The sequence below is a fragment of the Cupriavidus sp. 207A1 genome (assembly GCF_057798955.1).
Map to the genome: position 1 here is coordinate 1 of NZ_JBYOJO010000009.1, position 25,583 is coordinate 25,583.

Genomic DNA, 25,583 nt, shown 5'->3' on the forward strand with positions numbered 1-25,583 from the left:
CCAGCCCGATACCTGCGAGGCCGAACCCGTCGGCGCCGAGCATCCGCTGTTCGTGCTCTACACCTCGGGCTCCACCGGCAAGCCCAAGGGCGTGCAGCACAGCACCGGCGGCTACCTGCTGTGGGCGCTGATGACGATGAAGTGGTCGTTCGACATCAAGCCCGACGACCTGTTCTGGTGTACCGCCGACATCGGCTGGGTCACCGGCCACACCTATATCGCCTACGGCCCGCTGGCGGCCGGCGCCACCCAGGTGGTGTTCGAGGGCGTGCCGACCTACCCGAACGCCGGCCGTTTCTGGGACATGATCGCCCGCCACAAGGTCAGCATCTTCTACACCGCGCCGACCGCGATCCGCTCGCTGATCAAGGCCGCCGAGGCCGACGAGAAGATCCACCCCAAGCAGTACGACCTGTCGAGCCTGCGCCTGCTCGGCACCGTGGGCGAGCCGATCAACCCGGAAGCGTGGATGTGGTACTACAAGAACGTCGGCAATGAGAACTGCCCGATCGTCGACACCTTCTGGCAGACCGAGACCGGCGGCCACATGATCACGCCGCTGCCGGGCGCGACGCCGCTGGTGCCGGGCTCGTGCACGCTGCCGCTGCCGGGCATCATGGCCGCCATCGTCGACGAGACCGGACAGGACGTGCCCAACGGCAGCGGCGGCATCCTGGTGGTCAAGCGCCCGTGGCCGGCGATGATCCGCACCATCTGGGGCGATCCGGAGCGCTTCAAGAAGAGCTATTTCCCCGAAGAGCTCGGCGGCAAGCTCTACCTGGCCGGCGACGGCTCGATCCGCGACAAGGACACCGGCTACTTCACCATCATGGGCCGCATCGACGACGTGCTGAACGTGTCGGGGCACCGCATGGGCACGATGGAGATCGAGTCGGCGCTGGTGGCCAACCCGCTGGTGGCAGAAGCCGCGGTGGTGGGCCGCCCGGACGACATGACCGGCGAAGCGATCTGCGCCTTCGTCGTGCTCAAGCGCTCGCGCCCGAGCGGCGAGGAAGCGGCCAAGCTCGCAACCGAGCTGCGCAACTGGGTCGGCAAGGAGATCGGCCCGATCGCCAAGCCCAAGGACATCCGCTTTGGCGACAACCTGCCCAAGACGCGCTCGGGCAAGATCATGCGCCGGCTGCTGCGGTCGCTGGCCAAGGGCGAAGAGATTACGCAGGACACCTCGACGCTGGAGAATCCGGCCATCCTCGAGCAGCTTGGCCAGGCACGCTGAAGCGGCGGCGCGCGCAGCCCGCGCGCGCACTGTCAGCGTTCTCGGTGCTTGCGGCGTCACGGATTAAGCAGGCGGTCCTGTGCGTGCAGCGTGCCGGTGTGTTCGGCAGGCAGGAACGGAGGGTCCTCGGCGAGGGCGCTGCGCTGGGCGCCTGGCATGCCTGCGGGCGCAGCGCACAGTAGCGAGTTCATCTGCGAAAGCTCGCGCAGGATATCCAGGTGCAAGGCACTGGTCTCCACGCTTGCCGTGCGCCGCTGCGCCACACGCGCAATGTGGCGCGCGGTGAAGCGCTCGGCACGGGCCTGGAATCCGGCGGCACAGTCGTGCAGCAAGGCCGGAGCGGTACGGTCGCCAGCGACGAACAGCGACAGCCGGGTACGCAGGTTGGCTACCAGCATGTCGCACAACGCAAGCAGTTCCGCGCTGCCCTCGTCCGAGAACCGGTAGTTGCGGCTCAGCTTGCGCTGGTCCAGGTCGGCCAGGATGCGCTCGACGATATCGCCGGCATATTCCAGGTTGATATTGACCAGCATGATTTCGTCCCAGCGCGCGGTATCGTCGTCGTCGAGGCTGTCGGTGTCGACGCCGGTCAGGTACATCTTGACGGACGAATAGAGGTCGTCGATACGGTCGTCCAGCGCGCGGCAGCGGGCGTTCATGGCGCGGTCGTTGCCCGCCACCGAGAGCTTCATGCCACCGAGCATTTCCTCGATCACGTCGCCGATGCGCACGACTTCGCGCGTGGCATTGCCCAGCGCGACGGACGGGTGCCGCAGGTCGCCCTGGCTCAGGTAGCGTGCGCCGCCGGGCGCTGCGTGGTCGTGCGCATCGGGCAGCCACCGGTTGCATAGCGAGGCGACCGGCTTGACGAACCAGATCAGCGTTGCCGCCAGGGCCAGGTTGAAGGCCATGTGAAAGTCGATGGCCATGGTCGCGGCGCTGCTGCCCAGGCGGGCCAGCAGCCACGGCATGGCGTCCAGCAACGGCAGGAATGCCAGTATCCCCACCACCCGGAACATCAGGTTGGCGAGCGATACCCGCCGTGCGGCCGGTGCAGCGCCGGAATTGGCGAGGCAGGCAATCAGGCCGCTGCCCAGGTTGGCGCCAAGCACCAGCGGCAAGGCGGTTGCCGGGCCGATGACGCCGCCCATGGCCAGCGTTGCGGTCAGCAGTACCGCGGCCAGGCTGGAGTATGCGAGCAGGGCCAGCAGGGCGCCGATCACCAGTGCCAGCAGGGCGTCGTTGCCAAGCGAGATGAAGATCGCGTGCACGATCCGAGCCTGCAGCAGCGGTGCGGCGTAGAGGCGGATCAGTTGCAAGGCCAGCGTGATCAGCCCCAGCCCCACCATGACTTCGCCAGCCTGTCCGCGCAGGCTGTCCTTGCCGGACAGACGCAGGGCAATGCCGATGACCAGCAGCAGCGGCGAGAGCCAGGAGATGTCGACCGACAGCAAGCGCGCCATCAGGCTGGTGCCGACGTCGGCACCCAGCACGATCGGCAGTGCCGCCGGCAACGACACCAGGCCTCCCGCCACAAAGCTGCTTGTCATCAAGGCCGTGGCGCTGCTGCTCTGGATCAGCGCGGTCACGCCCAGCCCGGCCAGGAAGCCGCGCGCCGGGCTGGCCGTGCCCGCGGCCAGCACCAGCCGCAAGCGCGGCCCCAATAGCTCCAGCATGCCGTGGCGCGTCACATGCGCGCCCCAGATCAGCAGTGCAACCCCGGACATCAGGGAAAGCAGGATTTGCATGGCGCCGCCCCCTGGTGGTGACCGTCTTGGCGGCCGTCACCCCTTGCTGATGAAGCGTGCCGGCCTTGCCGGCACGCACCCGCTTCAGTCGGCGTGGTTCAGCGCCAGCCGCAGGATGTCGAAGTTGCGCAGGCGCTGGCCGGCCGGCACGCTGACCTTGCGGTTGAACAGCAGCGGCACCTTCTGCTCGGACAAGCCGCCGTGCGAGCGCAGCGGTGCATCGAGGCCGCTCAGGTCATGGCGTGCCGGCGTGGTGCCGAGCACGGTCAGCCGTTCACTGACCACCACCAGGTCGCCGATGCGGTCGGGCGGCAGTTCGAAGCGCTCGCTGGCGGCGCGCTTGTCCAGCACCAGCTCGATGCCGGGCAGTGCGGCGATGGCCTCATGCACGGCGCGCTGGTCGGTGCCGGCGGGCAGGTACACGGTCGCGTAGGAACCCAGTGCGCCGTGGTGGGCGACATAGGGATCGGTGATCGGCAGCAGCACGCGGGTGGCATCGGTGCCGAAGCGCTGGTCCAGCACCTGCTGCAGGAACAGGATGTTGGCCTTGCCGAGCGAATCGGTCTTGGCGTTCATGCCATGGTCGGCGGTCACGCCGATGACCGCGCCTAGCGCATCCAGGCGCTGCAGGTAGCTGTCGATCATCGCGTAGAAGGCATTGGCCTGCGGCGTACCCGGTGCATGCTTGTGCTGGACATAGTCCGTCGTGGACAGGTACATCAGGTCGGGCCGCACGGTTTCCAGCAAGGCCACGCCGGCGGCAAACACGAACTCGGACAGGTCCGCGCTGTAGACCGACGGCAGCGGCATGCCGACCTTGCCCAGCACGTCGTCGATGCCGTTTTCTTCGATGGTGGCCTGGTCGGCCTTCTCCGCCGAGAAGCAGATGCCCTGCAGGCCGTGGCCCAGCAGTGCGCGCAGCTTGTCCTTGGCGGTGACCACCGCGACCTTTGCGCCGGCTTGTGCCGCGGCGGCCAGCACGGTGGGCGCGCGCAGGTAGCGGGCATCGTTCATCAGCACCTCGGCGCCGGCTTCGGTGTCGTAGAAGAAGTTGCCGCAGATGCCGTGCACCGATGGCGGCACGCCGGTCACGATCGACAGGTTGTTGGGGTTGGTGAAGGACGGCACCACGCAGTCGCCGGTCAGCACGGTGCCGCGTTTGGCCAGGCTGGCGAAAAAGGGCGTGGCGCCGGCCTGCACCGCAAGGTTGATGTATTCCTGTTCGCAGCCGTCGATGCAGACGATGACGGTGGGGCGGGCGGGCAACTGGTAGGCATGGCCGTTGGCCTGGATCTGGGTGCTCATGGGGTCTCTTGGTGCAGGTTTTGTGAAGGGGTTTACCTGAGACCGATGCTAAGTTAAGCGATAAACTCTCACAAACGAGTTTATTTTCCAGATTCTGTCAGGAAATCTCACAATGCCGCACAAGCTGCCCCCGCTCAACGCCCTGCGCATCTTCGAGGTGGCCGCCCGCGCCGGCAGCTATTCGGCCGCCGCGCGCGAATTGCACCTGACCCACGGCGCGGTCAGCCGGCAGATCGAGATCCTGGAGCAATGGCTGGGGCAGCCGCTGTTTATCCGCCAGGGCCAGCGCATGGTGCCGACCGTCCATGCGCAGGCGTTCGCGCGCGAGATCAGCACGGCGTTCGACCAGATCGGCGCCGCGTCCGAGCGCTATGGCCGCATCGCTACGCGCAAGGTGGTGCGCGTGAACGCACCGGCCACCTTTGCCATGCGCTGGCTGATTCCAAGGCTGGATGATTTCCGACGCGTGCAGCCGGAGGTCGACGTGCGGGTCTCGACCGCCTTCAGCAATGAAGCGGGCTTCAACGGCACCTTCGACGTGGCGATACGGCGCACGCTGGAGCGCGGCGAGCAGTTCGAGTCGATGCCGGTGTTTGCCGAGTACCAGACCGTGATCGCCAGCCCGGCGTTGCTGCGGCAGTTGCCGTTGCAAGGGGTGGAAGACCTGGTGGAGGGCGTGTTCCTCTATACGGAAACGCGGCCGGGCAGCTGGGAGTCATGGCTGCAGCAGGCCGGGCATGCGTCGCTGCTGCCGGTGCGCACGCTGCGCTTCGACCACTTCTTTGTCACGCTGCAGGCGGTGGCGGACAGCCTGGGCTTTGCCATCGGCACCTTTCCCACGCTGGAGGCGGACCGCGCCGGCGGGCGCATCGCCACGCCGTTCGGCGCGATCCGCGCGCCGGGCAACACCTACCATGCGCTGGTGCCGCGCGATGCCGACAAGCCGCTGCACCTGCGCGCCTTCCTGGAATGGCTGCAGCAGCAGGGCGCGGCTGCCGGGGAAGAGTAAGGCGGGGCGCGCCCGCGTGTTACGTGTGTCGTGATGCAGGGATGCATGGCGCATGGCCCGCGCGCTGCGGGCCCACGCCGGCCGGCGCTCAGGCGCCGTCGAGGAAGGTGCTGCGCTGGCCCAGGCGACTGCCGAGGGCATCGGGCGCGAGGCTCATGCTGGCGGGATCCACTGCCGACATCGTGCCGCCTGCCAGCGACGCATCGGCGGGCGCCGGCGCCATGCCGGGCTGGACCGGGGGCATGGGGGCCTGCGCGTAGCTGCCACCGGCCGCCGGGGCAGCGGGGGCCATCTGGGCCATGGGAGCCGACGGGGCCGCAGGCATCGCCTGCACCGGTTGCGCGGATTGCGTCGGCTGGGTCATCGGCATCGGCTGGCCCGGCTGCAGCGGCTGGGCCTGCTGCGCGAACAGCGGATAGGACGCGATCATCGCGCCAGCCATGACCAGGGATTTCGCCAGATGTTGCTTCATTCGTGTACCTCCTAGAAACGCCTACAGGCAGGGAGTGACCACTGTAGCGCCGGGGCACCTGACATTCTGTTTGTTTTTGCAACGGTCGTTAACCAGTCTTGCCATCGCGGCCAAGGCAGGTTATTTGCGCACGCGGGTGGCCGTGCGCGGCGTCATCGCCTGGCAATGCGCTTCAGCGCGGCCGGGTCCAGCAGTTCGATCTGGCGATAGGCGCGGCGGATCAGCCCGGCGTCCTGCCACGCCTGCAGCGTCTTGGCCACGGTCTGGCGCGAGCGGCTGACCATGTCGCCGAGTTCTTCCGCGCTGATGCGCACCACGTGGTCGGTGCGGTCGGCCAGCTCCAGCAGGCGCGCCGCCATGCGCGCGTCGACCGGGGCCTGCGCCGCGCTTTGCGCATGGTCGAAGGCTACCCGCAGGCGCGCGCAGATCTGCTGCACGATCAGCTGCATGCCTTCCGGGTGCGTAGCCAGGATGCGGTGGAAATCGCGCTGGCCCAGCACCAGCAGCTCGGTGTTGCCGACGGCAAAGGCATCATGCGTGCGCGGCTTGCCGTCGAGCAGCGAGATTTCGCCGAACCAGCGCCCGCGCCCGATCACCGAGTACACCGACTCGCGCCCGCCGCTGCTGACCCGGCTCATGCGCACCCGGCCGGACACCACCATGCAGAAATACGTCGGCGGGTCGCCGCGTGCGAAGATCATCGCGCCGTCGCCAAAACGCTGGCGGCGTGCGGCAAGCGCCACGGCGTCCAGCACGCGCGGCGGCGCGTTGCGCAGCCAGCCGCTGGCCAGCACGCCGCGCGGCAGCGCGCGCACCGGTTCATCCGCTTTCAACGCATGCTTTACCCTGGCCTTCACCTGACGTCCCACATCGCCCTCCTTGCCGGAGCCGAGATTGTCTAACACTTAACAGACTTTGGCGCGGGGCGCCGGGACAATGCAGCGGTCCAATGACTCACTCACATGCCCCGGGAGGCCGTACATGGCGCAAGTCCAGCTCGTCGAATCCATAAAAGACCGCGTCTCCGACGCCGAATGGCAGATGCGCGTCGACCTGGCGGCCGCGTACCGGCTGGTGGCCCATTTCGGCTGGGACGACCTGATCTTCACGCATATCTCGGCGCGCGTGCCGGACGCGCCGGACCAGTTCCTGATCAACCCGTACGGCATGATGTTCGACGAGATCACGGCCTCGAGCCTGGTCAAGGTGGACCACCACGGCGAGCCCGTGCTGGACACGCCGTATGACGTCAACCCGGCCGGCTTCATCATCCACAGCGCCGTGCACGAGGCGCGGCCCGAAGTCGGCTGCGTGATGCACACGCATACCGCGCACGGCGTCGCCGTCTCCGCGCAGCAGGAGGGGCTGCTGCCGATCTCGCAGCAGGCGATGTTCGCGCTGACCGGGCTCGCCTATCACGACTATGAAGGCGTGGCGCTGCGCGAGGACGAAAAGGCGCGGCTGGTGGCCGACCTGGGCCGCTGCAAGCAGATGATCCTGCGCAACCACGGGCTGCTCACCTGCGGGCGCACCGTGGCGGATGCGTTCCTGACCATGTACACGCTGGAGTCGGCGTGCCGCATCCAGATCCTGGCGCAAAGCGGCGGCACGCCGCTGACGCGGGTGCCGCAGGCCGCCAGCGCCAACATGGGCCAGCAGGCACGCCAGGCCACCAAGGGCAAGGGTTCCAACCTGGCCTGGCCGGGCCTGCTGCGCCGCCTCGACCGCATCAACCCCGACTACCGCAACTGACCATGGCCATCCTCGTCCACCTGCCGTCGTTCATGGCGGTTCCCATCACCGCGCTGCTGCGCGAGGCCGCGCCCGACATCACCGTGTGGAACGGCCGCGAGGCCGCCGTCGCGGAACAGGTCGAGGCCATCATCGCGTGGGGCCTGAAGCCCGGCGTGGTGCCGGCCTATCCCAACCTGCGGCTGGTGTGCGCTGCCACCGCCGGCGTCGACAAGCTGCTGGCCGCGCCCGACCTGCCCGCGCATATCCCGGTGACGCGCATCGTCGATCCCGGCCAGCAGGCCGGCATCGCCCGCTTCGTGCTGGCGATGGCACTGCGCCATACCCGCGCGCTGGGCCTGTACGCCGAACAGCAGCGCCGCGGCGAATGGAAGCGCCACGCGGGGCGCGATGCCGCGCAGTGCCGCGTGGGCGTGCTGGGGCTGGGAGAGATCGGCAGCGAGGTGGCGCGCATGTTCGCCGCCATCGGCTACCCGGTCAGCGGCTGGAGCCGCGCCGCCAAGCACTTGCCCGGCGTGACGGACTTCACCGGCGACGATGGCCTGGACGCCATGCTGGCGCAGAGCGATATCCTGGTCTGCACGCTGCCGCTGACGCCGCGCACCGAGGGGCTGCTCGACCGGCGCACCTTGTCGCGCCTGCCGCGGGGCGCCTACCTGATCAACGTCGGCCGCGGCGAGCATGTGGTCGAGCCCGACCTGGTGGCGCTGATCGATGCAGGGCACCTGGCGGGCGCGGCGCTGGATGTATTCGCCAAGGAACCGCCGGCAGCGGACGACCCGGTCTGGAACCATCCGCGCATCGAGGCCACGCCGCATATCGCGGCCGATCCGTCGTACCCGCTGGTGGCACGGCAATGCCTGGACAACCTGCGGCGCGCGCGCGAGGGGCGCGCGCTGCTGAACCTGGTGGACCGGCAGGCCGGATACTAGGTCACGGCCACGGGGTCACGGTCACTAGGTCACGGTCACATCGGCCGTGCCTGCCGCCACTTCCAGCAGCCGCGTGCTGGCGGTGGCCGGCAGCGCCGGCGCCGTGCCGCCGGCGAGCGCCTTCAGGGTGTGGAAGGTGCAGCTCAGTTTCTGCGGCGTCAGCGTGACCAGCGCATAGCCCTCGGCATTGGTGTCGGCATGCCGCAGCCACGGGTTGAAGGCGCGCAGCGTGGCATCGAAGGTATTGACGAGGGTGCCGCCGACGTTGCTGTAGATCAGCTCGCGCAGCGCGGCAAAGGCCGGATCGGTGTCGACCACGGTGCGGAAGGAGCTGAGCAGCGTGTTGCTCGACAGGCCGGCCGTCACCAGGTCCACCATCACCGGCGCCGGCGCCGCGGCATCGTAGTCGTCCATCACCTGGCCGCCGAAGAAGGCGTGGATGTCGCCGCTCAGCGCCACCACGTTGCGGATGCCGTTGGTCTTCAGGAACGCCATCAGGTTCTTGCGCTCGGCGTTGAAGCCGTCCCACTGGTCGGCATTGAGGATAAAGCGTTCGAGCAGCGTAATCGCCGGCAGCCGCGCTTCGATCAGCGGCTTGATGCTGGCGTCGAACGCGGCGCTGTCGATGCCGGCCTGCACCAGCACGTTGCGCAGCGCGGTATAGGCCAGGTTGGCATAGGTGCCGGCGATGCGCGCCGCGCGCAGGTCGTCGGCCAGCGCGTTGGCGATCGCGGTCTCGAGCGAGGCCAGCGCGTTGTTGGCCAGCACCAGCGCGCGCGCGATCAGCCGCGCCACCGCCTGCGGCACGTCGACCTGCATGCGCAGCAGCGACAGCTGGTTGCCCCACAGCTTCCAGGTGGTGGCGTCGGCGCCGATGCGGTCCTGCCACCAGGCGCGCTGGGTGTCGCCCAGCATCGACACCGGCGTCAGCGCGTTGCCGGCGGCCGCGATCTTCTGCGCCTCGGCCGCGGCCAGCGTTGCCGTCGGCACGAAATACAGGCTGCCGATCGAGCGGCCGACCGAGGCCTCGGGAATGATGTGGTCGGCGCGGTACAGGCGCTCATCGGTCATCAGCAGCGTGGCGAGATTGCCGAAGGTGAAGGCGCGGTAGATCTGTATGTTCTGGAACGACGGGTTGTTCTGGTCCAGCGTCACGTCGGCCGGCATGAACTCGAACCAGGCCTGGTTGGCGGCGCGCCGGCGCGCGCTGCGCGGGGTCTGGTCGTCGGTGATGTTGTAGGTCTGGCGGTCCTGCCAGCAGTTATCCGAGAACTCGTGGTCGTCCCAGATCGCAATCATCGGGAACGCCGCGTGCAGCGCCTGCAGGCGCGCGTCGCTGCGGTAGCTGCGGTACAGGAAGCGGTAGTCGTCCAGCGTGGTGGCGTAGACGCTGCCATCCGGCAGCACGGTGCCGTTGGGCAGCTGCAGCACGGTGTGGCGATCCTCGACGTTGCCGGCGCGCGAACCGCCCGGCACCGCTTCGTAGATGTAGTCGCCGACGTGGACGATAAAGTCCAGGTCCTGCTGCACCAGCTCTTCCATGCCGGCCCAGTGGTTGGCATTCCAGTCCTGGCAGCTGACAAAGGCGAAGCGCAGCTGTTCCAGCGGGGTGCCCGCCGCGGCGGCGGTGCGGGTGCGGCCGGTGGTGCTGGGGCGGTTGCCCAGCAGGAAGCGGTAGAAGTAGCGCGTGCCCGGGCTCAGGCCCGTGACCTTGTTGCGGATGGTGTAGTCCCAGTCCGGCAGGGCCATCAGCGGCTGGTTGACCAGCAGCGTCGGCGGCGCGAAATCCTGCTGCGTCGACACCTGCAGCCGCACCACCACCGGGCGCCTGCCGTTGCTGCCTTCCACGCGCGTCCACACGATCACGCTGTCGGGGCGCGGGTCGCCCGAGGCCACGCCGTGCACGAAGTTGAAGTTCTCGGGGTTGCCGGTATCCGGTTCCGGCGCCGGATCGTCATCGCCACCGCCGCAGGCGCTGAGCCCGCCGGTGGCCACGGTAACGGTCAGGAAACTGCCCCACTTGAGAAACTGGCGGCGGTCCATGGCGCTCCTCCTTCTGTTATTGCGGTCTCCATGCAGCGCGCAGCCGTGCCCGGATGCCGCTTGCGGCACCGGGTCTTCGTGGGGCGTGCTGTTTTTCTGAATCGATACTAGTGGCTGGGTAGGGCAGGCGCTGTCGGTGAAGCTCCGACATCGGTATAGGAAGAAGTCGACTGGCTGGCGGCGCCGCCGCCTCACGGCACCACCGGCATCAGTCGACGCTGATGTTGTTCGCCCGTATCACCTTGCCCCACACCCCCACATCCGCGCGCACCGTCTGCGCGAACTGCTCCGGGGTCTTCGCCGGCGCCATGCCCATGTTCAGCTGCAGGAAGCGCTCGCGCATGGAAGCGTCCGCCAGCAGCCGGTTAACCTCGGCATTGAGCCGCTGCACGATCGCGGCGCTGGTGCCGGCGGGCGCGAATAGCCCGTACCAGCTGTCGGTGTCGAACGGATAGCCCTGCTCGGTCATGGTCGGCACCTCGGGCGTGGCCGGGGCGCGGCGCGTGCCGCTGACCGCCAGCGCGCGCAGCTTGCCGGCGCGGAGCAGCGGCAGCGACGACGAGGTATCGACGAAGCCCGCCTTGATCACGCCGCCCTGCAAGTCGGCCAGGATCGGCGCCACGCCTTTGTACGGCACGTGGCGCAGCCGGAGGCCGGTCTGCATGGCGAGCGCCGCCATGGTCAGGTGGCCGCCCGAGCCGATGCCCCATGAGCCGTAGTCGTACGCATCCGGGCGCTTGCGCACTTGCTCGACGAATTCCTTCAGCGTGCGCGCCGGGAAGTCCGGCGTCACCACCAGGAAATTGCCGCCTGCGCCGATCTGCGCCACCGGCAGCAGGTCGCGCAGGCCGTCATACGGCAGCTTCGGCTGCAAGGTCTGGTTGATCACCACCGCGGCGGCGTAGGTGAACAGCAGCGTGTAGCCGTCGGGGCTGGTCTTGGCCACGGCATCGTTGCCGATGATGCCGTTCGCGCCCGGCTTGTTGTCGACCACGATGGTCTGGCCCAGCGCCTTGCCCAGCGATGCCGCCAGCGTGCGCGCGAACAGGTCGGTGCCGCCGCCCGGCGGGGTCGGCACCACCAGCCGGATCGGCCGCGCGGGCCAGCCGTTGCCGGCGTATAGCGAAGCCGCCGCGGCGCCCATCCCGAGTGCGGCCAGCCCGCGCAGCAGCGCACGCCGCCGTGGGTCTGGCCACAGCGTGGCCGGGGCTGCAAGGGTGGTGCATGGCTCGATGTCTGGCATGGTGTCTCCCTGATGCAGAGGGCATGGCTAATGCAGGCCGAAGTTGTCCGCCGCTGCGCTCTCCAGCGCATCGGCGGCCGCGTCGTACAGGCTGCGCGACACATAGCTGCGCACCTGCGTGGCGCGCTGGCGCAGCCACGCCGCCTTGAGCCGGCGCGCCTCGCGCACGCTCGGGGTTTTATCCGGTGCCAGCGCCAGCACGTCGATCACGTGCAGGGCCAGTTGCGTATCGCCGCGCTCGGCCAGCGCCTGCGCGTGGCGCAGCAGCGCGGCGTGGTCGGCCACGGCGGCGGCGATCTCCGCCGCGGCCTGCTGCGGCGGCGCCGGGTGCAGCGTGGTCGCGTTGCGGTCCCACCAGCCGTTCTCCGAGCGGTAGATATCGCGCGCGATGTAGCTGGGGTCGCCGTAGGTGGGCCGCATCCAGGGCTGGTCGAACAGCGCCGCGGGCGGCTGGAGCGCGGCCAGCATCTGGCGCTCGTTGCAGCCCGCGTTCATCAGCCGCACCACCTCGGCGCGCAGCCAGCGCAGGGCGCGCGCGGTTTCGCCCAGCACGCGCTGGCATTCGGCCTCGCCCTGCACGGTGGCGCCGAATTCGCGCACCACCGCGCGCGGCTGCAGCGCCGCCAGGCGTTCCAGCGTATCGGCCCAGCGCACGGTGTCGCGCATGGTGCGGAACGGGGTGCCGATGTTGGGGATCGAGTCGATCACCGCCGGCCCGCCGTAGAGCACGCGCCGGCCCGGCAGCCAGACCGCGACGGCGTCGTCGGTCTCGGACGGCGCCCACAGGATTTCGGCGCGGCGCTCGCCGTGGCCCAGCGTCACGCCGTCGGCAAAGGTCTCGGTGGGGGCAACATGGACCAGCTTGCCCGCGAGCGCGCCGGCCGGCTGGCGGAACTGGATCTCGGCCATGCGCTGCTGCATGCGTTGGGTCTCGCGGTAACGCGCCTGGCGCGCCAGCACGTTGACGTGGGCCAGCACGCGCGGCGCGGGCTCGCCGCGCGCGGCGGCGTGGTCCAGCCATTGCTGCAGGCCGGCGTTGTAGCCCAGGTGGCCGTGGCTGTAGCAGATCGCCAGCACCGGCAGGCTGGTCTGCGTGCGCAGCGCCTCGATCATGCCCCGCGTGACGCGCCCGCCGGGGCCGCTGTCGACCACCAGCAGGCCGCCGCCGATATCGGCAACAAAGCTCTGGCCCTGCCCGTGCAGCAGCCAGACGCCGTCGCCGGCGCTGTCGATCCCCGTGCCCGTGACCAGCGCCGACGGCCGGTCTTCGATGTCTTGCATGCTTGCCTCCCTGCTATCCGGTTAGTGTCCGGTGCCACTGTCAGGCAAGAAGGCACTGCGCAGGGATTGGGGAAAATCCCGCCGCGCCGCGGCGCGCCGGCTGCAAAGCCAGCGCCGGCGCGGCCCGGCGGCGGTTCGGGAATTTCAGGTGTAAACCGCTGGTTAGCACCGAGCCGCTGCTGGCAGTTCCCGCGCGCCGCGCGCTGCGCTAACGCGCGCCAGGCGCGACCTAGGCGGGGCGGCGCAGCGGGCTGTCGGGCAGGTGGGTCAGGTAGTGGACTTCGCGCCGCAGCTGCGTGGCAAATTGCGCGGCGACCGGCGTCATCGGCGAATCGGCGCGGTAGATCAGGCTGACCCGGTGGCTGGGCAGCCGGTCTTCGATCGGCAAGGGCACCAGCCCGGCGGCGGCGAGCTGTCCCGGCACCAGCTGGCGCGGCAGCATGCACAGCAGGTGGCGGTCCTGCAGCAGCGACTGGATCATGCCGATGGTGTCGCAGCGCACCGCCACGCGCGGCAGCGGCAGGTCGTGCTCGCGAAAGGCATCGAGGATGGCGGCGCCCGGGCCCTGCATGCGCTGGCCGGTCAGCACCCAGTCCGAACCCACCAGCTCGCGCAGGCGGCGCGCATGCCGCAGCGGATGTTCGCGGTGCGCCACCACCACCGAATCGTTGTTGTAGAGCGGCTCGCAAGTGAACTCGCGCTCGATGCCCTCGTCCGGCACCGGGCTCACCGCCATGTCCATCACGCCCGCGCGCAGGTCGTCCAGGTGCATCGGATAGACCCCGCTGTCGATGCAGACCAGCACGTCCGGATGCTGGGCCCGGAAGCGCGTCAGCACCGCCGGCAGCAGCAGGTGCGCCGGGCCGCCGGTGGCGCCCACGCGCACCACGCCGTTGCGCGCGCCCAGCATCTGGCGCATCTCGTCGCTGGCCTTGCGCGCCTCGGTGGCGATCAGCCGCGCGCGCCGCAGGAAGGCCTCGCCATAGCGCGACAGCACCACGCCGCGGGTGGTGCGGGTCAGCAGCGGCACGTGCAGCTCTTCCTCGAGCTGGCGGATGCTCTTGGTGAGTGCCGGCGCCGACACGTCGCGGGCACGGGCGCCGGCGCGGATGCTGCCGTGCTCGGCCACGGCGATGAAGTCCTGGAGTTGGTTCAGACGCATGGAGGGTCCCGTACAGACGATGGCCAGGGCGCCCAGCATAGCGGCAATCCGCGGGGTTCGGGATAACCCGGGGTGCTAACCCGTGGTTTGCACCGCAGCCATTTTGGCATCTGCCGTGAGGCGCGGTGCTCACGCATGATCGCTCCGCATCGACGCCAACCGCCGGCCGCGCCGGCGACTTCAAGGAGTGACACCGCATGGCAAACCGGCAAGACCTGCCGCTGGCAGGCATACGCGTGGCGGAGTTCGGGCAGTTCATCGCGGCGCCGGGCGCGGCCATGATGCTGGCCGACCTGGGCGCCGACGTGGTCAAGGTCGAGGCGCTGCGCGGCGACAGCGCGCGGCGCTTCGACGGCACCAGCCCGCAGAGCCCGATGTTCCTGGCCTACAACCGCGGCAAGCGCGGCATCGCGCTGGACCTGCGCACGCCCGGCGGGCTGGATGCGGCGCGCCGCCTGGCGCTGGCCAGCGACGTGGTGCTGCACAACACCCGCGCCGGCGTGATGGAAGCGCTGGGGCTGGACGCCGCGACGCTGCGCGCCGCGCGTCCCGACCTGATCCATGCCTCGATCAGCGGCTTCGGCACGCGCGGGCCGTCGCGCACGCGGCCCGGGCTGGATATCGCCGCGCAGGCGGAGAGCGGCATGATGTCGGTCACCGGCGAGTCCGGCGGGCAGCCGCTCAAGGCCGGCTTCGCGCTGATCGACGCGGCCACCGCGCTGGCGGCCGGCAATGCCATCCTGGCCGCGCTGTTCCGCCGCGAGCGCACCGGCGCCGGCGCGACCATCGAGACTTCGCTGCTGTCGGTGGGGGTGCAGCTGCAGGCCCAACTGTGGGCCGAATACCAGTGCTCCGGCGCGCTGCCCGTGCGCAGCGGCAACAGCCAGCCCAAGGCCGCGCCGGCCGCCGACGTGATCGCGGTGGCCGACGGCCATATCGTGCTGTCGGCCTATCTCGACGAACACTGGACGCGCTTGTGCGAAGCCATCGGCCAGCCGGCGCTGGCGCACGACCCACGCTTTGCCAGCAATGCCCTGCGGGTGCGGCACCGCGCCGCGCTGCTGGCCATCCTGCACGACGCGCTGCGCCACCTGAGCGGCGATGCCGCGCGCGCGCTGCTGGAGCGGCACCAGGTGGTGGTGGGCGTGGTGCGCGACTACCACCAGGTCAAGGCCAGCCCCGACGTGCGTGCCAGCGGCATCCTGCAGGCGGTCGACGACGGCGAGGGCGGCCGGCTGGAGCTGCCCGGGCTGCCCTTCACCATGGCCGGCCTGCCCGCCGGCGGACTCCCTGCGGTGCCGCGGCTTGGCCAGCATACCGCCGAGGTGCTGGCGGAACTGGGCTACGGCGCCGCCGAGATCGACGCCATGGCCCGTGCCCGCAACATCGGCGTGGAACACGTGCAGCAGGAGGCAGCATGAACGCGCCGCAGCCTGCCGTCCTGCTGCAGCGTCACGCCGGCTGGGCCGAGCTGGTGCTGAACCGCCCGGCGCGCCGCAACGCCATCGACATGGCGCTGGCGCGCGCGCTGGGCGACGCGATCGAGACCCTGGCCGCCGACGACAGCGTGCGCGCGGTGCTGCTGCGCGGCGCCGACGGCGGCTTCTGTTCCGGCCTGGACCTGCAGGCGCTGCAGGCCGAAGCCGGCGGGCTGGCGGCGTTCGCGCCGGTGTGGGAGCGCGTGCATCAGGGCCTGCGGCACAGCCGCAAGGCCTGGGTGGTGGCGCTCGAGCGCCATGCCATCAATGGCGGCGCGGCGCTGGCGCTGGCCGGCGACCTGCTGGTGTGCGGCGCCGGCGCCTTCCTGCAGATCGGCGAGATCCGCCTGGGCATGGCGGCGCCGCGCAATGCCGAGTGGCTGGCGCTGCGCCACACCGAAGCCGTGGCCGCGCGCCTGTGTTTGCTGGGTGACCGCGTGCCCGCGCCGGAGCTGCTGCGACTGGGCATCGCCACCGAGATGGTCGACGACGCCCAGGTGCTGGACCGCGCGCGCGGGCTGGCGGCCACCATCGGCGGCTTTCCGGCGGATGGCGTGGCCGCGATCAAGGGCGGCATGCGCGCGGCCTCGGTTGCGCGCGACAAGAACGCTTAGAAGACAGACACCATGACCGATTCCCTTATCCACGACGACGAGGCCGCGCTGCAGGCCTTCCGCGACGAGGTGCGCGCGTTCGTCGCGCGCGCGCTGCCCGATGCCGTGCGCGAGAAAGTCCGCTTCGGGCTGGAACTCAGCAAGCAGGAGCTGGTCGACTGGCAGCAGCGGCTGGCCGGGCGCGGCTGGCTGGTGCCGCACTGGCCGGCGGCCTGGCAGGGCTGCGACTGGAGCGCCGAGCGCCGCGCCGTGTTCCAGGAAGAGCTGGTGCTGGCGCACGCGCCCGAGAGCGGCGGCATCAGCCTCGAGATGATCGGGCCGATCCTGATCCGCTATGGCACGCCGGCGCAGCAGCAGTATTTCCTGCCGCGCATCCTGAACCAGGAGCACTGGTGGTGCCAGGGCTATTCCGAGCCCAACGCCGGTTCCGACCTGGCTTCGCTGAAGACGCGCGCGGTGCGCAGAACCCGGGCCGACGGCAGCGAGGTCTACGTGGTCAGCGGCAGCAAGATCTGGACCTCGTACGCGCAGTACGCCGACTGGATCTTCTGCCTGGTGCGCACCGATACCGCGGCGCGCGCGCAGCAGGGCATCAGCTTCCTGCTGATCGACATGCGCAGCCCCGGCGTGAGCGTGCGGCCGCTGGTCGGCATCCACGGCTGGCACCTGTTCAACCAGGTGTTCTTCGACGAGGTGGAAGTGCCGGTGGCAAACCGCGTCGGCGACGAGAACGCCGGCTGGGCCATCGCCAAGTCGCTGCTCGAGCACGAGCGGCTGAACCTGGCGCGCGTGGCCGAGAACCGCCGCCGCCTGGCCAAGGTGCGCGCCATCGGCGCGGAGCTGGAAGAGGGCGGCCAGCCGCTGCTGCAGCGGCCGTGGTTCGCGCGCCGGCTGCGCGCGCTGGAGGTACGGCTGGAGGCGCTGGCGGCCACCGTGCTGCGCTTTCGCCGGCAGGCGCGCGCGGGCCAGGCGCTGGGGCCCGAGACCGGCATGCTCAAGCTGCTGGGCAGCCGGCTGATCCAGGACATCGAGAACCTGGCGGTCGACGCGCTGGGCCCCGACACGCTGGCCTACGACCGCGCCGCGCATTTCGAGCCCGCCGCGCCGGAACCGGGGCGCTCCGCCTACGCCGCCGCGGCGTCGGCGCGCCGCTTCGTCACGCGCGGCTACACCATCGCCGGCGGCTCCAGCGAGATCCAGCACGAGCTGCTGGCCAAGCAGGTGCTGGGCCTGTAGCGCGGCCAAGGTGGCTGCAACCTCTGCATAAGGACACGAACAGATGAGCGATGCAACGGACGATCGCCGCATGCTGCGCGACAGCGTGCGGCGCTATGTCGAACGCGGCTACGGCTTCGAGCAGCGCCGCGCCGCGCTGGCCGAGCCGGACGGGTTCTCGCGTACGCACTGGCGGGCGTTTGCCGAGATGGGCTGGCTGGCGCTGGGTTTGCCGGAAGCCTGCGGCGGCCTGGGCGACGCCGCCGACCAGGCGCTGCTGGCGGAAGAACTGGGCCGCGCCCAGCCCGCCGAGCCGTGGCTGGCCAATGCCGCGCTGTGCGCGCCGCTGCTGGCAGCTTGCGGCGATCCCGCCCATGCGGCCGCCGCGGCGGCGATGGCCGAAGGCGGCGCCATGCTGGCGCTGGCCGCCTGGGAAACGCAGGGGCGCTATGACGCGTTCGATATCAGCACCACCGCGCACGCCCACGCCCCGGGGCAATGGAGCCTGGACGGCCGCAAGACGCTGGTGCTGGGCGGCGGCAGCGCCGGCCTGCTGCTGGTGCTGGCGCGCACCGGTGGCCAGCGCCGCGAGCGCCATGGCCTGACCCTGTTCGCGGTGCCGGCCGATACGCGCGGCGTGAGCGTCGAGGCGCTGCCGACCTACGACGGCCGCCAGACCGCCAGCGTGACACTGCGCCGCGCCGTGGTGCCGGACAGCGCGCGCATCGGCGCGTGCGACGGCGCCTGGCCGCTGGTGGAGGCCGCCATCGACCGCGCCACCGTGATGGCCTGCGCCGAGGCCGTCGGCACCATGTCGCGCGCCTTCGACCTGACCCGCGACTACCTGGCGACGCGCGAGCAGTTCGGCCGGCCGCTGACCGCCAGCCAGGTGATCCGGCACCGGCTGGTGGACCTCTATGTCAGCGTCGAGCAGGCGCGGGCCATCACCGAAGCCGCGGCCGAGGCGCTGCAGCGCGATCCGGTCGCGCGCATGCGCGCGGTCTCCCACGCCAAGGCCTTTGTCTCGGATGCCGGGCGCGCGCTGGGCGAGGACGCGGTGCAGCTGCACGGCGCCGTCGGCATGACCGACGAGGTCGAAGTCGGCCACTGCTACAAGCGACTGGCAGCGCATGCCAACCTGTTCGGCGATGCCGACTGGCACTACGAGCGGCTGGCGGCACTCGATCACGCGGCGCAGGCGCAGGCCTGAGCCGGTTCAGCGCGGGCGCCCGGGAAATCCGGCGCGCCCGCTGACGACACGCCGGCAACGTACCGGCATGCGCGGCCAATGCGCCGCAACGGAGACAGCAATATGAGCAGCCAGCACAATGGCGCCCACGCCCACCGGGCGCGCGCCACGCGCACGGCCCTGGCCGCGGCGCTGATCCTGGCGGGCGCCGCCAGCGCGCACGCCGAGGCACCTTACCCCAGCAAGCCGATCCGCATGGTGCTGCCGTCGGGCGCGGGCACCGTGACCGACCAGACCGCGCGGCTGGTGGCCGAGCGCCTGACCGCGGGGCTGAAGCAGCCGGTGGTGGTCGACAACCGTCCCGGCGCCAACGGCATCATCGCCAACGAGACCGTGGCGCGCGCCGCCCCCGACGGCTACACGCTGCTGTTCACCTATGCCGCGACCATGACGGTGAACCCGTGGACCACGCCGTCGCTGCCGTACGACCCGCTCAAGGACTTCACGCCGATCGCGCGGCCCAGCCAGCCCGGCGGCAACCTGCTGGCGGTCAGCGCCGGCGTGCCGGTGCACAACCTGCGGGAACTGATCGCCTATGCCAAAAGCAGCAAGACGGAGCTGGCCTATTGCTCGTGGGGCGTCGGCTCCGGCGGCCATCTGGCCATGGAATACCTGAAGGCGAAGGCCGGCATCCATCTGCGCCACATTCCGTACAAGACCGCCACCCAGTGCAGCAACGACCTGGCCGCGGGCCACGTCACCATCGGCATTACCGATGCCATCTCCGCGGTGCCGCACCTGAAGTCCGGCCGCATCCGCGGCATCGCGGTGTCCGGCCCGGAGCGCCTGCTGACCGCGCCCGACGTGCCCACCATGTCGCAGCAGGGCGTGCCGTTCCAGCAGGCCAGCTGGGTCGCGATCTTCGGGCCCAGGGGCGTGCCCGCGCCCATCGTCGAGCGGCTCAACGCCGAGGTCAACCGCATCCTGCAGAGCCCGGCGGACCGCGCCAGATTCGCCGCGCTGAACCTGCAGCCGGCCGCGCCGTCGAGTCCCGCGGACCTGGGCAAGCTGGTCAGCGCCGACCTGGCTGCATGGGGCGAGGTGGTGAAGGTCGCGGGGCTGCAGGCGAAGTAGGGCAGACACACCACAACGAGAACGGGAGACAGGGAGCGTGAAGGCAACACAGTGGATGGCGATGGGCGTGGCCCTGGCCGCGGGCAATGCCGCGGCCGGCACCATGCAGTTGTTCGGCGTGGTCGACGCATCGATCGAATACGCCAAGGGCTCGGACAGCGTGGTGCGCATGCGCGAAGGCCAGCAGGCCGCGTCGCGCTGGGGCATCCGCGGCATCGAAGACCTCGGCGGCGGGCTCAAGGCCAACTTCCTGGTCGAGTCGGGCTTCAATATCGACACCGGCACAGAGTTCTTCGGCAACAACCGGCTGTTCGGGCGGCAGGCCTACCTGGGCCTGTCAGGCGGCTGGGGCGAGGTCCGGCTGGGGCGGCAGTACACGCCGTCGTTCTATGCGCTGCTGCGGCTGGACCCGTTCCTGCTGAATGGCGCGGTGTCGCCGTTCAACCTGCTGAGCGCGACCGCATCGCAAGGCACCGGACATGTGGCCTACGGCGCGCGCTTCGACAACGCCGTGCAGTACTTCTCGCCCAAGTGGGGCGGCTTCGCCTTCGGCGCGGCGGTGGCGCCGGGCGAGGTGCCGGGGTCGGCGCGCTCCGGGCTTAACTTCGGCATGAACGCGACCTGGGAGGCGGGCAACGCCTATGCGTTCTACAGCTACCAGGGGATGTATTCGGGCGCCAATGTGCCGGTGGAGCCGACGCTGACGTCGAATCATTTCGTCGGCGGCTCGTACCGCTTCAAGCCGGTGGAGATCGGGCTGCTGTTCAGCGCGGCCAGCAGCGACCGGCCCGAGACCCGCTCGGCCCGCCATTACGGCGTGACCTTCAGCTGGGCCGTGACCCCGCGCGACACCTTCAAGGCCGCCGCGCTCAAGCGCCAGATCCTCGGCGGCGGCCAGCGGCCGCTGGCAGTCACGCTGGGCTGGGACCACGACCTGAGCAAGCGCACCACGGCCTACGTGCGCGCGGTGCTGGTGCACAACAGCGCCGGCGGCAGCGTCAGCAACAACAGCATCGTGATCGATCCGGGCAGCGGGGATGATGCGAAGTCGGTGAGCGTGGGGTTGCGGCACCGGTTTTGAAGAGCGGACACCGGAAAACCCGCAGCGACATCATTGCCTCAAGCTTTCCAACTCCCGCTTGTGTACTCCCTCTCCCGCTTGCGGGAGAGGGGAGAACACCCACAGCGATGCCGACGCACCGGCACCGCCACCCTCACTTCAACTGCTGCGCAAACTCCTCCAGCTGCGTAATGCAGGTCCCCCAGCCCTCATAGAATCCCATCTCCTCATGCTGCTTGCGCGTGGCCTCGTCGGGATGCATCACGCGGGCGATGTAGCGGGTGCCGTCGCCCTCGTCGGCCATGGTGATGACCGCGGTCATCGACAGCCACGGCGTGCCGGGCCGGTACCCCGCGACCAGCGCCGAGGTGGAGACGATCTTCTCCATCGGCACGATCTCGAGGAAGCAGCCGGGGTTGTCGCTGGTGCCGCCATCGGGGCCTTGCATGAAGGTATGGAAGGCGCCGCCGGGACGCATGTCGAAGGCGCGGACCTCGGTGGTCCAGGGCCTGGGGCACCACCATTGCTTGAGCAACTGCGGATCGCTCCAGGCGCGCCAGACCTTGGCGCGCGGGGCCTTGAGCAGGCGCGAGATGACCAGGTCGTGGCCTTCCGGGCCGGCGGCGTTTTCATTCGTCATGGGACTGTTCCTCTTGATCAGGTGCTTCGACAAAGGCCGCCAGGCGGTCGGTACGGGCCTCCCACAGGGCGCGCTGGTCGGCCAGCCATTGCTGCGCGTCGGACAGCGGTTGCGGCACCAGCTCGCAGGTGCGCACGCGCCCCGTCTTGCGCGAGCGGATCAGGCCGCTGCGCTCCAGCACCTGCAGGTGCTTCATGAACGAGGGCAGTGCCATCGCGAACGGCGCCGCCAGCGCCGAAACCGTTTCCGGCCCACGCCCGAGCGTGCTGACGATGGCGCGGCGGGTCGGGTCCGCCAGCGCGTAGAACACGCCGGACAGCGGAGAAAGATCGACAGCCTGGGACACGTCTGCAAACTCGGCACAATGGTTAGCCATGCGGCTAAGTATAAGAAGCCGGCCGGAACTTGCAAGGCCGAAATGCAAGACGCCCCGGACCAGCCGGGGCGTCTTGCCGTCAGGGCAGTGCGGTCGAGCCTATTGCTGGCGGACATAGGCCGCCAGGGCCTTCACTTCCTCGGGCTTCAGGCCGGCGAACGGCGGCATCGGCACCGCCCCCCACTTGCCACTGCTGCCGCCGCGGATGCTGGCTTCCAGCCTGGCCTGGGCCTGCGGGTCGCCCTTGTAGCGCACCGCAACCTCGTGATAGGCCGGGCCGACGATCGTCTGCGTGGCGCTGTGGCAGCTCAGGCAGGCGTTCTTCGCCAGCAGCCCCTGCACGTCGACGCTGGCCGCGGCCGCAGGCGCGGGCGCCTCGGCAGCCGGCTTGAGCGCCTTCTGCGCGATCGCCACGATCTCGGGATCCTTCGCCTTGGCAGAGCCATAGGCCACCGCCAGGTAGGCGCCCAGCTGCTCGACCTCGGCATCGTCGATCGGTGCGCCGTAGGCCTGCTGCATCTTCTTCATCTCGGTGGTCCACTGCGCCAGGCTCAGCCCGGGCGGCTGGTAGGAGACGTAGTCGGCCGAATGGCAGATCGCGCATTTCTGCATGGCGATGCCGTAGCCAGGAAGACTGGCCGGCTTGAGCTTGACGTTCTCCGCCGGCAACTTGATGTCTTTTGGCGCGGCGCCGGCATGGCTGGCACCGAGCAGGGCGAGCGCCAGCAGCGCGGGGGCGATGGTTGCTTTCATGGCGCGTTCCTCAGGCGATGGTGACCGGCGTGGCTTCGATGACATTGCGGCGATAGCCGGCGGGGTTCCAGTTGGCTTTTGCCGGCTGGGTCTCGCCGTTGTTGCTGGTGGCGCGCACCATCAGCACCGCCGGGCCCTTGCGCGCGAACTTCACCGGCAAGTGCCAGGCGCGGAACGAGAACCGGCCCAGGTCTTCGCCCAGCTTCGCGGCCTGCCAGTTCTGCCCGCCGTCGACCGACACCTCGACCGTGCGGATGCCGGAGCCGCCGTCGAAGGCAATGCCCTTCAGTTCGACGGCGCGGCCGGCCGGCAACCTGCCGCCGCTCTCGACGCTGGTGATAAAGCTGCGCACGGCCAGCGTCGAGATCGGCCGCGTCTTGGCCGCCGGCGTGCCCGGGGCCACGCACTGGCAATCGTTGTCCGGCACGCGGTAGCCCTTGGTCATGAAGAACGCATCATGGCCCTCGAACGGGTGGTCGAGCACCTCGATCTCGTGCAGGTGCTTGATCCAGTAGGTGCCGAAGTAGCCCGGCACCACCAGCTTGAGCGGGTAGCCGTTGAGCAGCGGCAGGTCTTCGCCATTCATGCCCCACGCCAGCAGCGGCTCGCCGTTCATCGCGTGGGCGATATCGAGCGACTTGCGGAAGTCCGGCGTGCCCGGCAAGACGGGCGTATCCATGCCATTGAAGGTGACCACCCTGGCCCCGGCCTTGACGCCCGCATGCTCGAGCACCTTGCGCAGCGGCACGCCGGTCCAGCGCGCATTGCCCATCGCGCCGTTGGCCAGCTGCGCGCCGAACACGCGCGGCTCGGAAAAGCCGCGGCTATTGCCCGAGCATTGGTTGACCGCGACCACGTGCACCGGTTCGGCCAGCCGCTTCAGTTCATCGAGCGACAGCTGCAGCGGCTTGCCGACGTGGCCGCCAACGCTGAGGCGGTAGGTGGCCAGGTCCACCGACAGCGGCAGGTTGGCCAGGTGGTAGCGCACGAAGAAGGCGTCGTTGGCGGTGATCGGCCCCTCGTTGAAGGCGGAGAAGGGCGTCTCCAGGTGCGGCGGCCGGGTGCTCACGCGAACCAGCGGGCGCTTGCCCGGATAGCGCACCAGCGGGCGCGGGCCGTCGGCCAGTGTGACGCCGTCGGTCGCGCGTGCGGCCAGCGCGCCCAGCGGCGATGCACCCAGCGCCAGCAGGCCGGCGCCCTGCACCAAACGGCGCCGCCTGGATAGCGGCCGGTCGTGGTCGGCAGATTGCGCCGGACGGTTCTTGTCTCGCATGGGGCGTCTCCTTCGGGGCGTGTTGTGGCGCGCAAGGCGCTGTGGCGGGTACTTTGACGCCACGCCATCAACTTGTGAAACGGGTTTTGCTGCTAGCCGTTATCGATTTATTCGATATAGGGGAAGACCACGGCTGCTTCGCCGACAAAACCGCTTGCATCGCAAATTGGGTTTCCCTACACTTACCAAAACGTTTTTGTTAGCGGAAATCGATAATATCTGCGGCGAATTGCGCACAGACGCAGCCAGGGGCCGAAGCGCCACCGGCACAACGCCCGACACACCAAACGAGGAGCAAAGCAATGTCCCACCCCGCCCCCGCGCCGGTGGATGAACGGCTGCCATGGCGGCGCCTGTTTGTCTTCGGCCTTCAGCACGTACTGGTCATGGCCGCGTCGCCGATCGCGTCGGTCTTCCTGATGAGCAAGGCGCTCAACTTCCCGCCCGCGCTGGCGGTGCAGCTGCTCAGCGCCACCTTCGTGATCTGCGGCCTGGGCACGCTGCTGCAGTCGCTGGGCAAGCGCGGCATCGGCGCGCGCCTGCCGTTCGTGATGCTGCCCGGCGGCGCGCCGATCGTGCTGTTCATCCTGATCGCGCAGCAGACCGACGTGCAGACCGCCGCCGGCGCGGTGATCCTGACCGGCGTCTTCTACTTCCTGGTGCTGCCGGTGTTCCGGCGCTGCCTGCGCTACTTCCCGCCGGTGGTGGTGGGCACCATGCTGCTGCTGGTGGCGATCAACCTGGCGCAGGTCTCGGGCAAGCTGGTCGCCGGCCATCCGGCCGCGGGCAGCGCGGTGGATCCGCTCAACCTGCTGCTGGCCTTTGCCACCATTGCCTGCACCGTGGCGGCGTCGCGCTGGCTGAGCGGCATGCTGGCGCAGCTGGCGATCCTGCTCGGCCTGCTGGGCGGTGCGCTGGTAGCTGGGCTGGCCGGCGCGTTCCACCTTGGCCAGGTGTCGATGTCGCCGGTGCTGGCGTTGCCCACGCCGTTGCCGTTCGGCTGGCCCACCTTCGACGTGGTGGCCGCGATTCCGCTAATGGTGTTCGCCGTGATCTCGATGGTCGAGGCCACCGGCCAGACCCTGGCGATCAGCGATGCCGTGGGCCGGCCGGTGGACCAGCAGCGCGACGTGCCGCGCACCATCCGCGCCGACGCGCTGACCTCGCTGCTGGGCGGGATGTTCGGCACCTCGCTGATCATCACCAGCGGCGAGAACATCGGCATCGTGCGGGCCACCGGCGTGCGCTCGCGCTTTGTCACGGCGATGTCGGGCGCGATCCTGGTGGCGTTCGGGCTGCTGGTGCCGGTGTCGGCGCTGATCAGCGCGATTCCCGAAGCCGTGGTCGGCGGCACCGGGCTGGTGGTGTTCTGCATCGTCGGCACCATGGGCATCGACATGCTGCGCAAGGTGGATCTGCGCGACCACGCCAACATGTACGTGGTGGCGGTGGCGCTGGCCGTGGGCTTGCTGCCGATCCTGGTGCCGGGCATCTATGGCGGCCTGCCGGCCAACCTGCGCATCCTGGTGGGCAATGGCGTGGCGATGGGCGCCATCACCGCGGCGCTGCTCAACTTCCTGTTTTTCCATACGGGTCTGCGGAGCGCGACGGCTGATACGGGCGCGATCGCTCGCGACGATGCCGCCGCCACGCACTGACCCCGCCTA

General features: G+C 69.9%; 23 protein-coding genes. 11 read left to right on the top strand and 12 right to left on the bottom strand.

Annotation, left to right across the window (positions count from 1 at the left end; all coding sequences use genetic code 11):
- A partial coding sequence (locus AC3FMM_RS17510) for an acetate--CoA ligase (RefSeq protein ID WP_488687176.1) occupies positions 1–1,237 on the top strand: 1,237 nt, incomplete at its 5' end.
- Between the two features lie 56 nt (positions 1,238–1,293).
- Here AC3FMM_RS17510 and AC3FMM_RS17515 read toward each other — a convergent pair.
- Both AC3FMM_RS17515 and phnA read right to left on the bottom strand, forming a co-directional pair.
- The gene (locus AC3FMM_RS17515) at positions 1,294–2,985 is read right to left on the bottom strand and encodes a Na/Pi cotransporter family protein (RefSeq protein WP_488687177.1); all 1,692 of its coding nucleotides are present in this window, start codon (positions 2,983–2,985) and stop codon (positions 1,294–1,296) included.
- A gap of 84 nt (positions 2,986–3,069) precedes the next feature.
- Positions 3,070–4,290 carry a phosphonoacetate hydrolase gene (phnA, locus tag AC3FMM_RS17520; RefSeq protein WP_115712795.1) on the bottom strand — a complete coding sequence of 407 codons (1,221 nt, stop codon included), beginning with the start codon at positions 4,288–4,290 and terminating at the stop codon, positions 3,070–3,072.
- Between the two features lie 112 nt (positions 4,291–4,402).
- Between phnA and AC3FMM_RS17525 the strand changes: the two genes are divergently transcribed.
- Positions 4,403–5,299, top strand: a complete 897-nt coding sequence (locus AC3FMM_RS17525; protein WP_116314683.1) for a LysR substrate-binding domain-containing protein — start codon at positions 4,403–4,405, stop codon at positions 5,297–5,299.
- An 88-nt stretch (positions 5,300–5,387) separates the two neighbouring features.
- Here AC3FMM_RS17525 and AC3FMM_RS17530 read toward each other — a convergent pair whose 3' ends face one another.
- Both AC3FMM_RS17530 and AC3FMM_RS17535 read right to left on the bottom strand, forming a co-directional pair.
- Complete coding sequence (locus AC3FMM_RS17530; protein ID WP_488687178.1) at positions 5,388–5,771, bottom strand: hypothetical protein; 384 nt, start codon at positions 5,769–5,771, stop codon at positions 5,388–5,390.
- A gap of 152 nt (positions 5,772–5,923) precedes the next feature.
- The gene (locus AC3FMM_RS17535; protein ID WP_240987852.1) at positions 5,924–6,640 is read right to left on the bottom strand and encodes a Crp/Fnr family transcriptional regulator; all 717 of its coding nucleotides are present in this window, start codon (positions 6,638–6,640) and stop codon (positions 5,924–5,926) included.
- A 112-nt stretch (positions 6,641–6,752) separates the two neighbouring features.
- Here AC3FMM_RS17535 and AC3FMM_RS17540 point away from each other — a divergent pair, with 112 nt between their 5' ends.
- Positions 6,753–7,523 carry a class II aldolase/adducin family protein gene (locus tag AC3FMM_RS17540; protein WP_115712803.1) on the top strand — a complete coding sequence of 257 codons (771 nt, stop codon included), beginning with the start codon at positions 6,753–6,755 and terminating at the stop codon, positions 7,521–7,523.
- Between the two features lie 2 nt (positions 7,524–7,525).
- The gene (locus AC3FMM_RS17545) at positions 7,526–8,455 is read left to right on the top strand and encodes a 2-hydroxyacid dehydrogenase (RefSeq protein WP_116314681.1); all 930 of its coding nucleotides are present in this window, start codon (positions 7,526–7,528) and stop codon (positions 8,453–8,455) included.
- Between the two features lie 24 nt (positions 8,456–8,479).
- Here AC3FMM_RS17545 and AC3FMM_RS17550 read toward each other — a convergent pair whose 3' ends face one another.
- From AC3FMM_RS17550 to AC3FMM_RS17565, 4 genes are all read right to left on the bottom strand, one after another.
- Positions 8,480–10,498, bottom strand: a complete 2,019-nt coding sequence (locus AC3FMM_RS17550; RefSeq protein WP_488687179.1) for an alkaline phosphatase D family protein — start codon at positions 10,496–10,498, stop codon at positions 8,480–8,482.
- Positions 10,499–10,706: 208 nt separating this feature from the next.
- Entirely contained in the window at positions 10,707–11,741 is a 1,035-nt protein-coding gene (locus tag AC3FMM_RS17555) for a Bug family tripartite tricarboxylate transporter substrate binding protein (RefSeq protein ID WP_488687180.1), read from the bottom strand.
- A gap of 27 nt (positions 11,742–11,768) precedes the next feature.
- Entirely contained in the window at positions 11,769–13,022 is a 1,254-nt protein-coding gene (locus AC3FMM_RS17560; RefSeq protein WP_414248912.1) for an alkyl sulfatase dimerization domain-containing protein, read from the bottom strand.
- A 229-nt stretch (positions 13,023–13,251) separates the two neighbouring features.
- On the bottom strand, positions 13,252–14,184 hold the full coding sequence (locus AC3FMM_RS17565; RefSeq protein WP_115683721.1) for a LysR family transcriptional regulator: 933 nt from the start codon (positions 14,182–14,184) through the stop codon (positions 13,252–13,254).
- Positions 14,185–14,381: 197 nt separating this feature from the next.
- Here AC3FMM_RS17565 and AC3FMM_RS17570 point away from each other — a divergent pair, with 197 nt between their 5' ends.
- From AC3FMM_RS17570 to AC3FMM_RS17595, 6 genes are all read left to right on the top strand, one after another.
- Positions 14,382–15,605, top strand: coding sequence for a CaiB/BaiF CoA transferase family protein (locus AC3FMM_RS17570; protein WP_115712812.1), 1,224 nt, complete (start codon positions 14,382–14,384; stop codon positions 15,603–15,605).
- Positions 15,602–16,276: an enoyl-CoA hydratase/isomerase family protein gene (locus AC3FMM_RS17575; RefSeq protein WP_115712814.1), complete on the top strand. Its 675-nt coding sequence runs from the start codon at positions 15,602–15,604 to the stop codon at positions 16,274–16,276. Before AC3FMM_RS17570 ends, AC3FMM_RS17575 begins: the two co-directional genes overlap by 4 nt.
- Before the next feature lie 12 nt (positions 16,277–16,288).
- The gene (locus AC3FMM_RS17580) at positions 16,289–17,512 is read left to right on the top strand and encodes an acyl-CoA dehydrogenase family protein (protein ID WP_326347207.1); all 1,224 of its coding nucleotides are present in this window, start codon (positions 16,289–16,291) and stop codon (positions 17,510–17,512) included.
- 43 nt (positions 17,513–17,555) lie between these two features.
- Positions 17,556–18,701: an acyl-CoA dehydrogenase family protein gene (locus AC3FMM_RS17585; protein ID WP_488687181.1), complete on the top strand. Its 1,146-nt coding sequence runs from the start codon at positions 17,556–17,558 to the stop codon at positions 18,699–18,701.
- Between the two features lie 102 nt (positions 18,702–18,803).
- On the top strand, positions 18,804–19,814 hold the full coding sequence (locus AC3FMM_RS17590) for a Bug family tripartite tricarboxylate transporter substrate binding protein (protein WP_115712818.1): 1,011 nt from the start codon (positions 18,804–18,806) through the stop codon (positions 19,812–19,814).
- A 55-nt stretch (positions 19,815–19,869) separates the two neighbouring features.
- Entirely contained in the window at positions 19,870–20,895 is a 1,026-nt protein-coding gene (locus AC3FMM_RS17595; RefSeq protein ID WP_488687258.1) for a porin, read from the top strand.
- Between the two features lie 133 nt (positions 20,896–21,028).
- On the opposite strand, the gene AC3FMM_RS17600 is transcribed toward AC3FMM_RS17595, so the two are convergent.
- The 4 genes from AC3FMM_RS17600 to sorA form a co-directional block, all read right to left on the bottom strand.
- Positions 21,029–21,514, bottom strand: coding sequence for an SRPBCC family protein (locus AC3FMM_RS17600; RefSeq protein ID WP_115712819.1), 486 nt, complete (start codon positions 21,512–21,514; stop codon positions 21,029–21,031).
- On the bottom strand, positions 21,504–21,890 hold the full coding sequence (locus AC3FMM_RS17605; RefSeq protein ID WP_111521173.1) for an ArsR/SmtB family transcription factor: 387 nt from the start codon (positions 21,888–21,890) through the stop codon (positions 21,504–21,506). The genes AC3FMM_RS17600 and AC3FMM_RS17605 overlap by 11 nt, the downstream gene beginning before the upstream one ends.
- Before the next feature lie 99 nt (positions 21,891–21,989).
- Entirely contained in the window at positions 21,990–22,643 is a 654-nt protein-coding gene (gene sorB / locus AC3FMM_RS17610) for a SorB family sulfite dehydrogenase c-type cytochrome subunit (RefSeq protein ID WP_488687182.1), read from the bottom strand.
- A gap of 10 nt (positions 22,644–22,653) precedes the next feature.
- Complete coding sequence (gene sorA / locus AC3FMM_RS17615; protein ID WP_116314671.1) at positions 22,654–23,916, bottom strand: SorA family sulfite dehydrogenase catalytic subunit; 1,263 nt, start codon at positions 23,914–23,916, stop codon at positions 22,654–22,656.
- Positions 23,917–24,218: 302 nt separating this feature from the next.
- On the opposite strand from sorA, the gene AC3FMM_RS17620 reads away from it, so the two are divergent.
- On the top strand, positions 24,219–25,574 hold the full coding sequence (locus AC3FMM_RS17620) for a uracil-xanthine permease family protein (protein ID WP_116314670.1): 1,356 nt from the start codon (positions 24,219–24,221) through the stop codon (positions 25,572–25,574).
- The last annotated feature ends 9 nt before the right edge of the window (positions 25,575–25,583 follow it).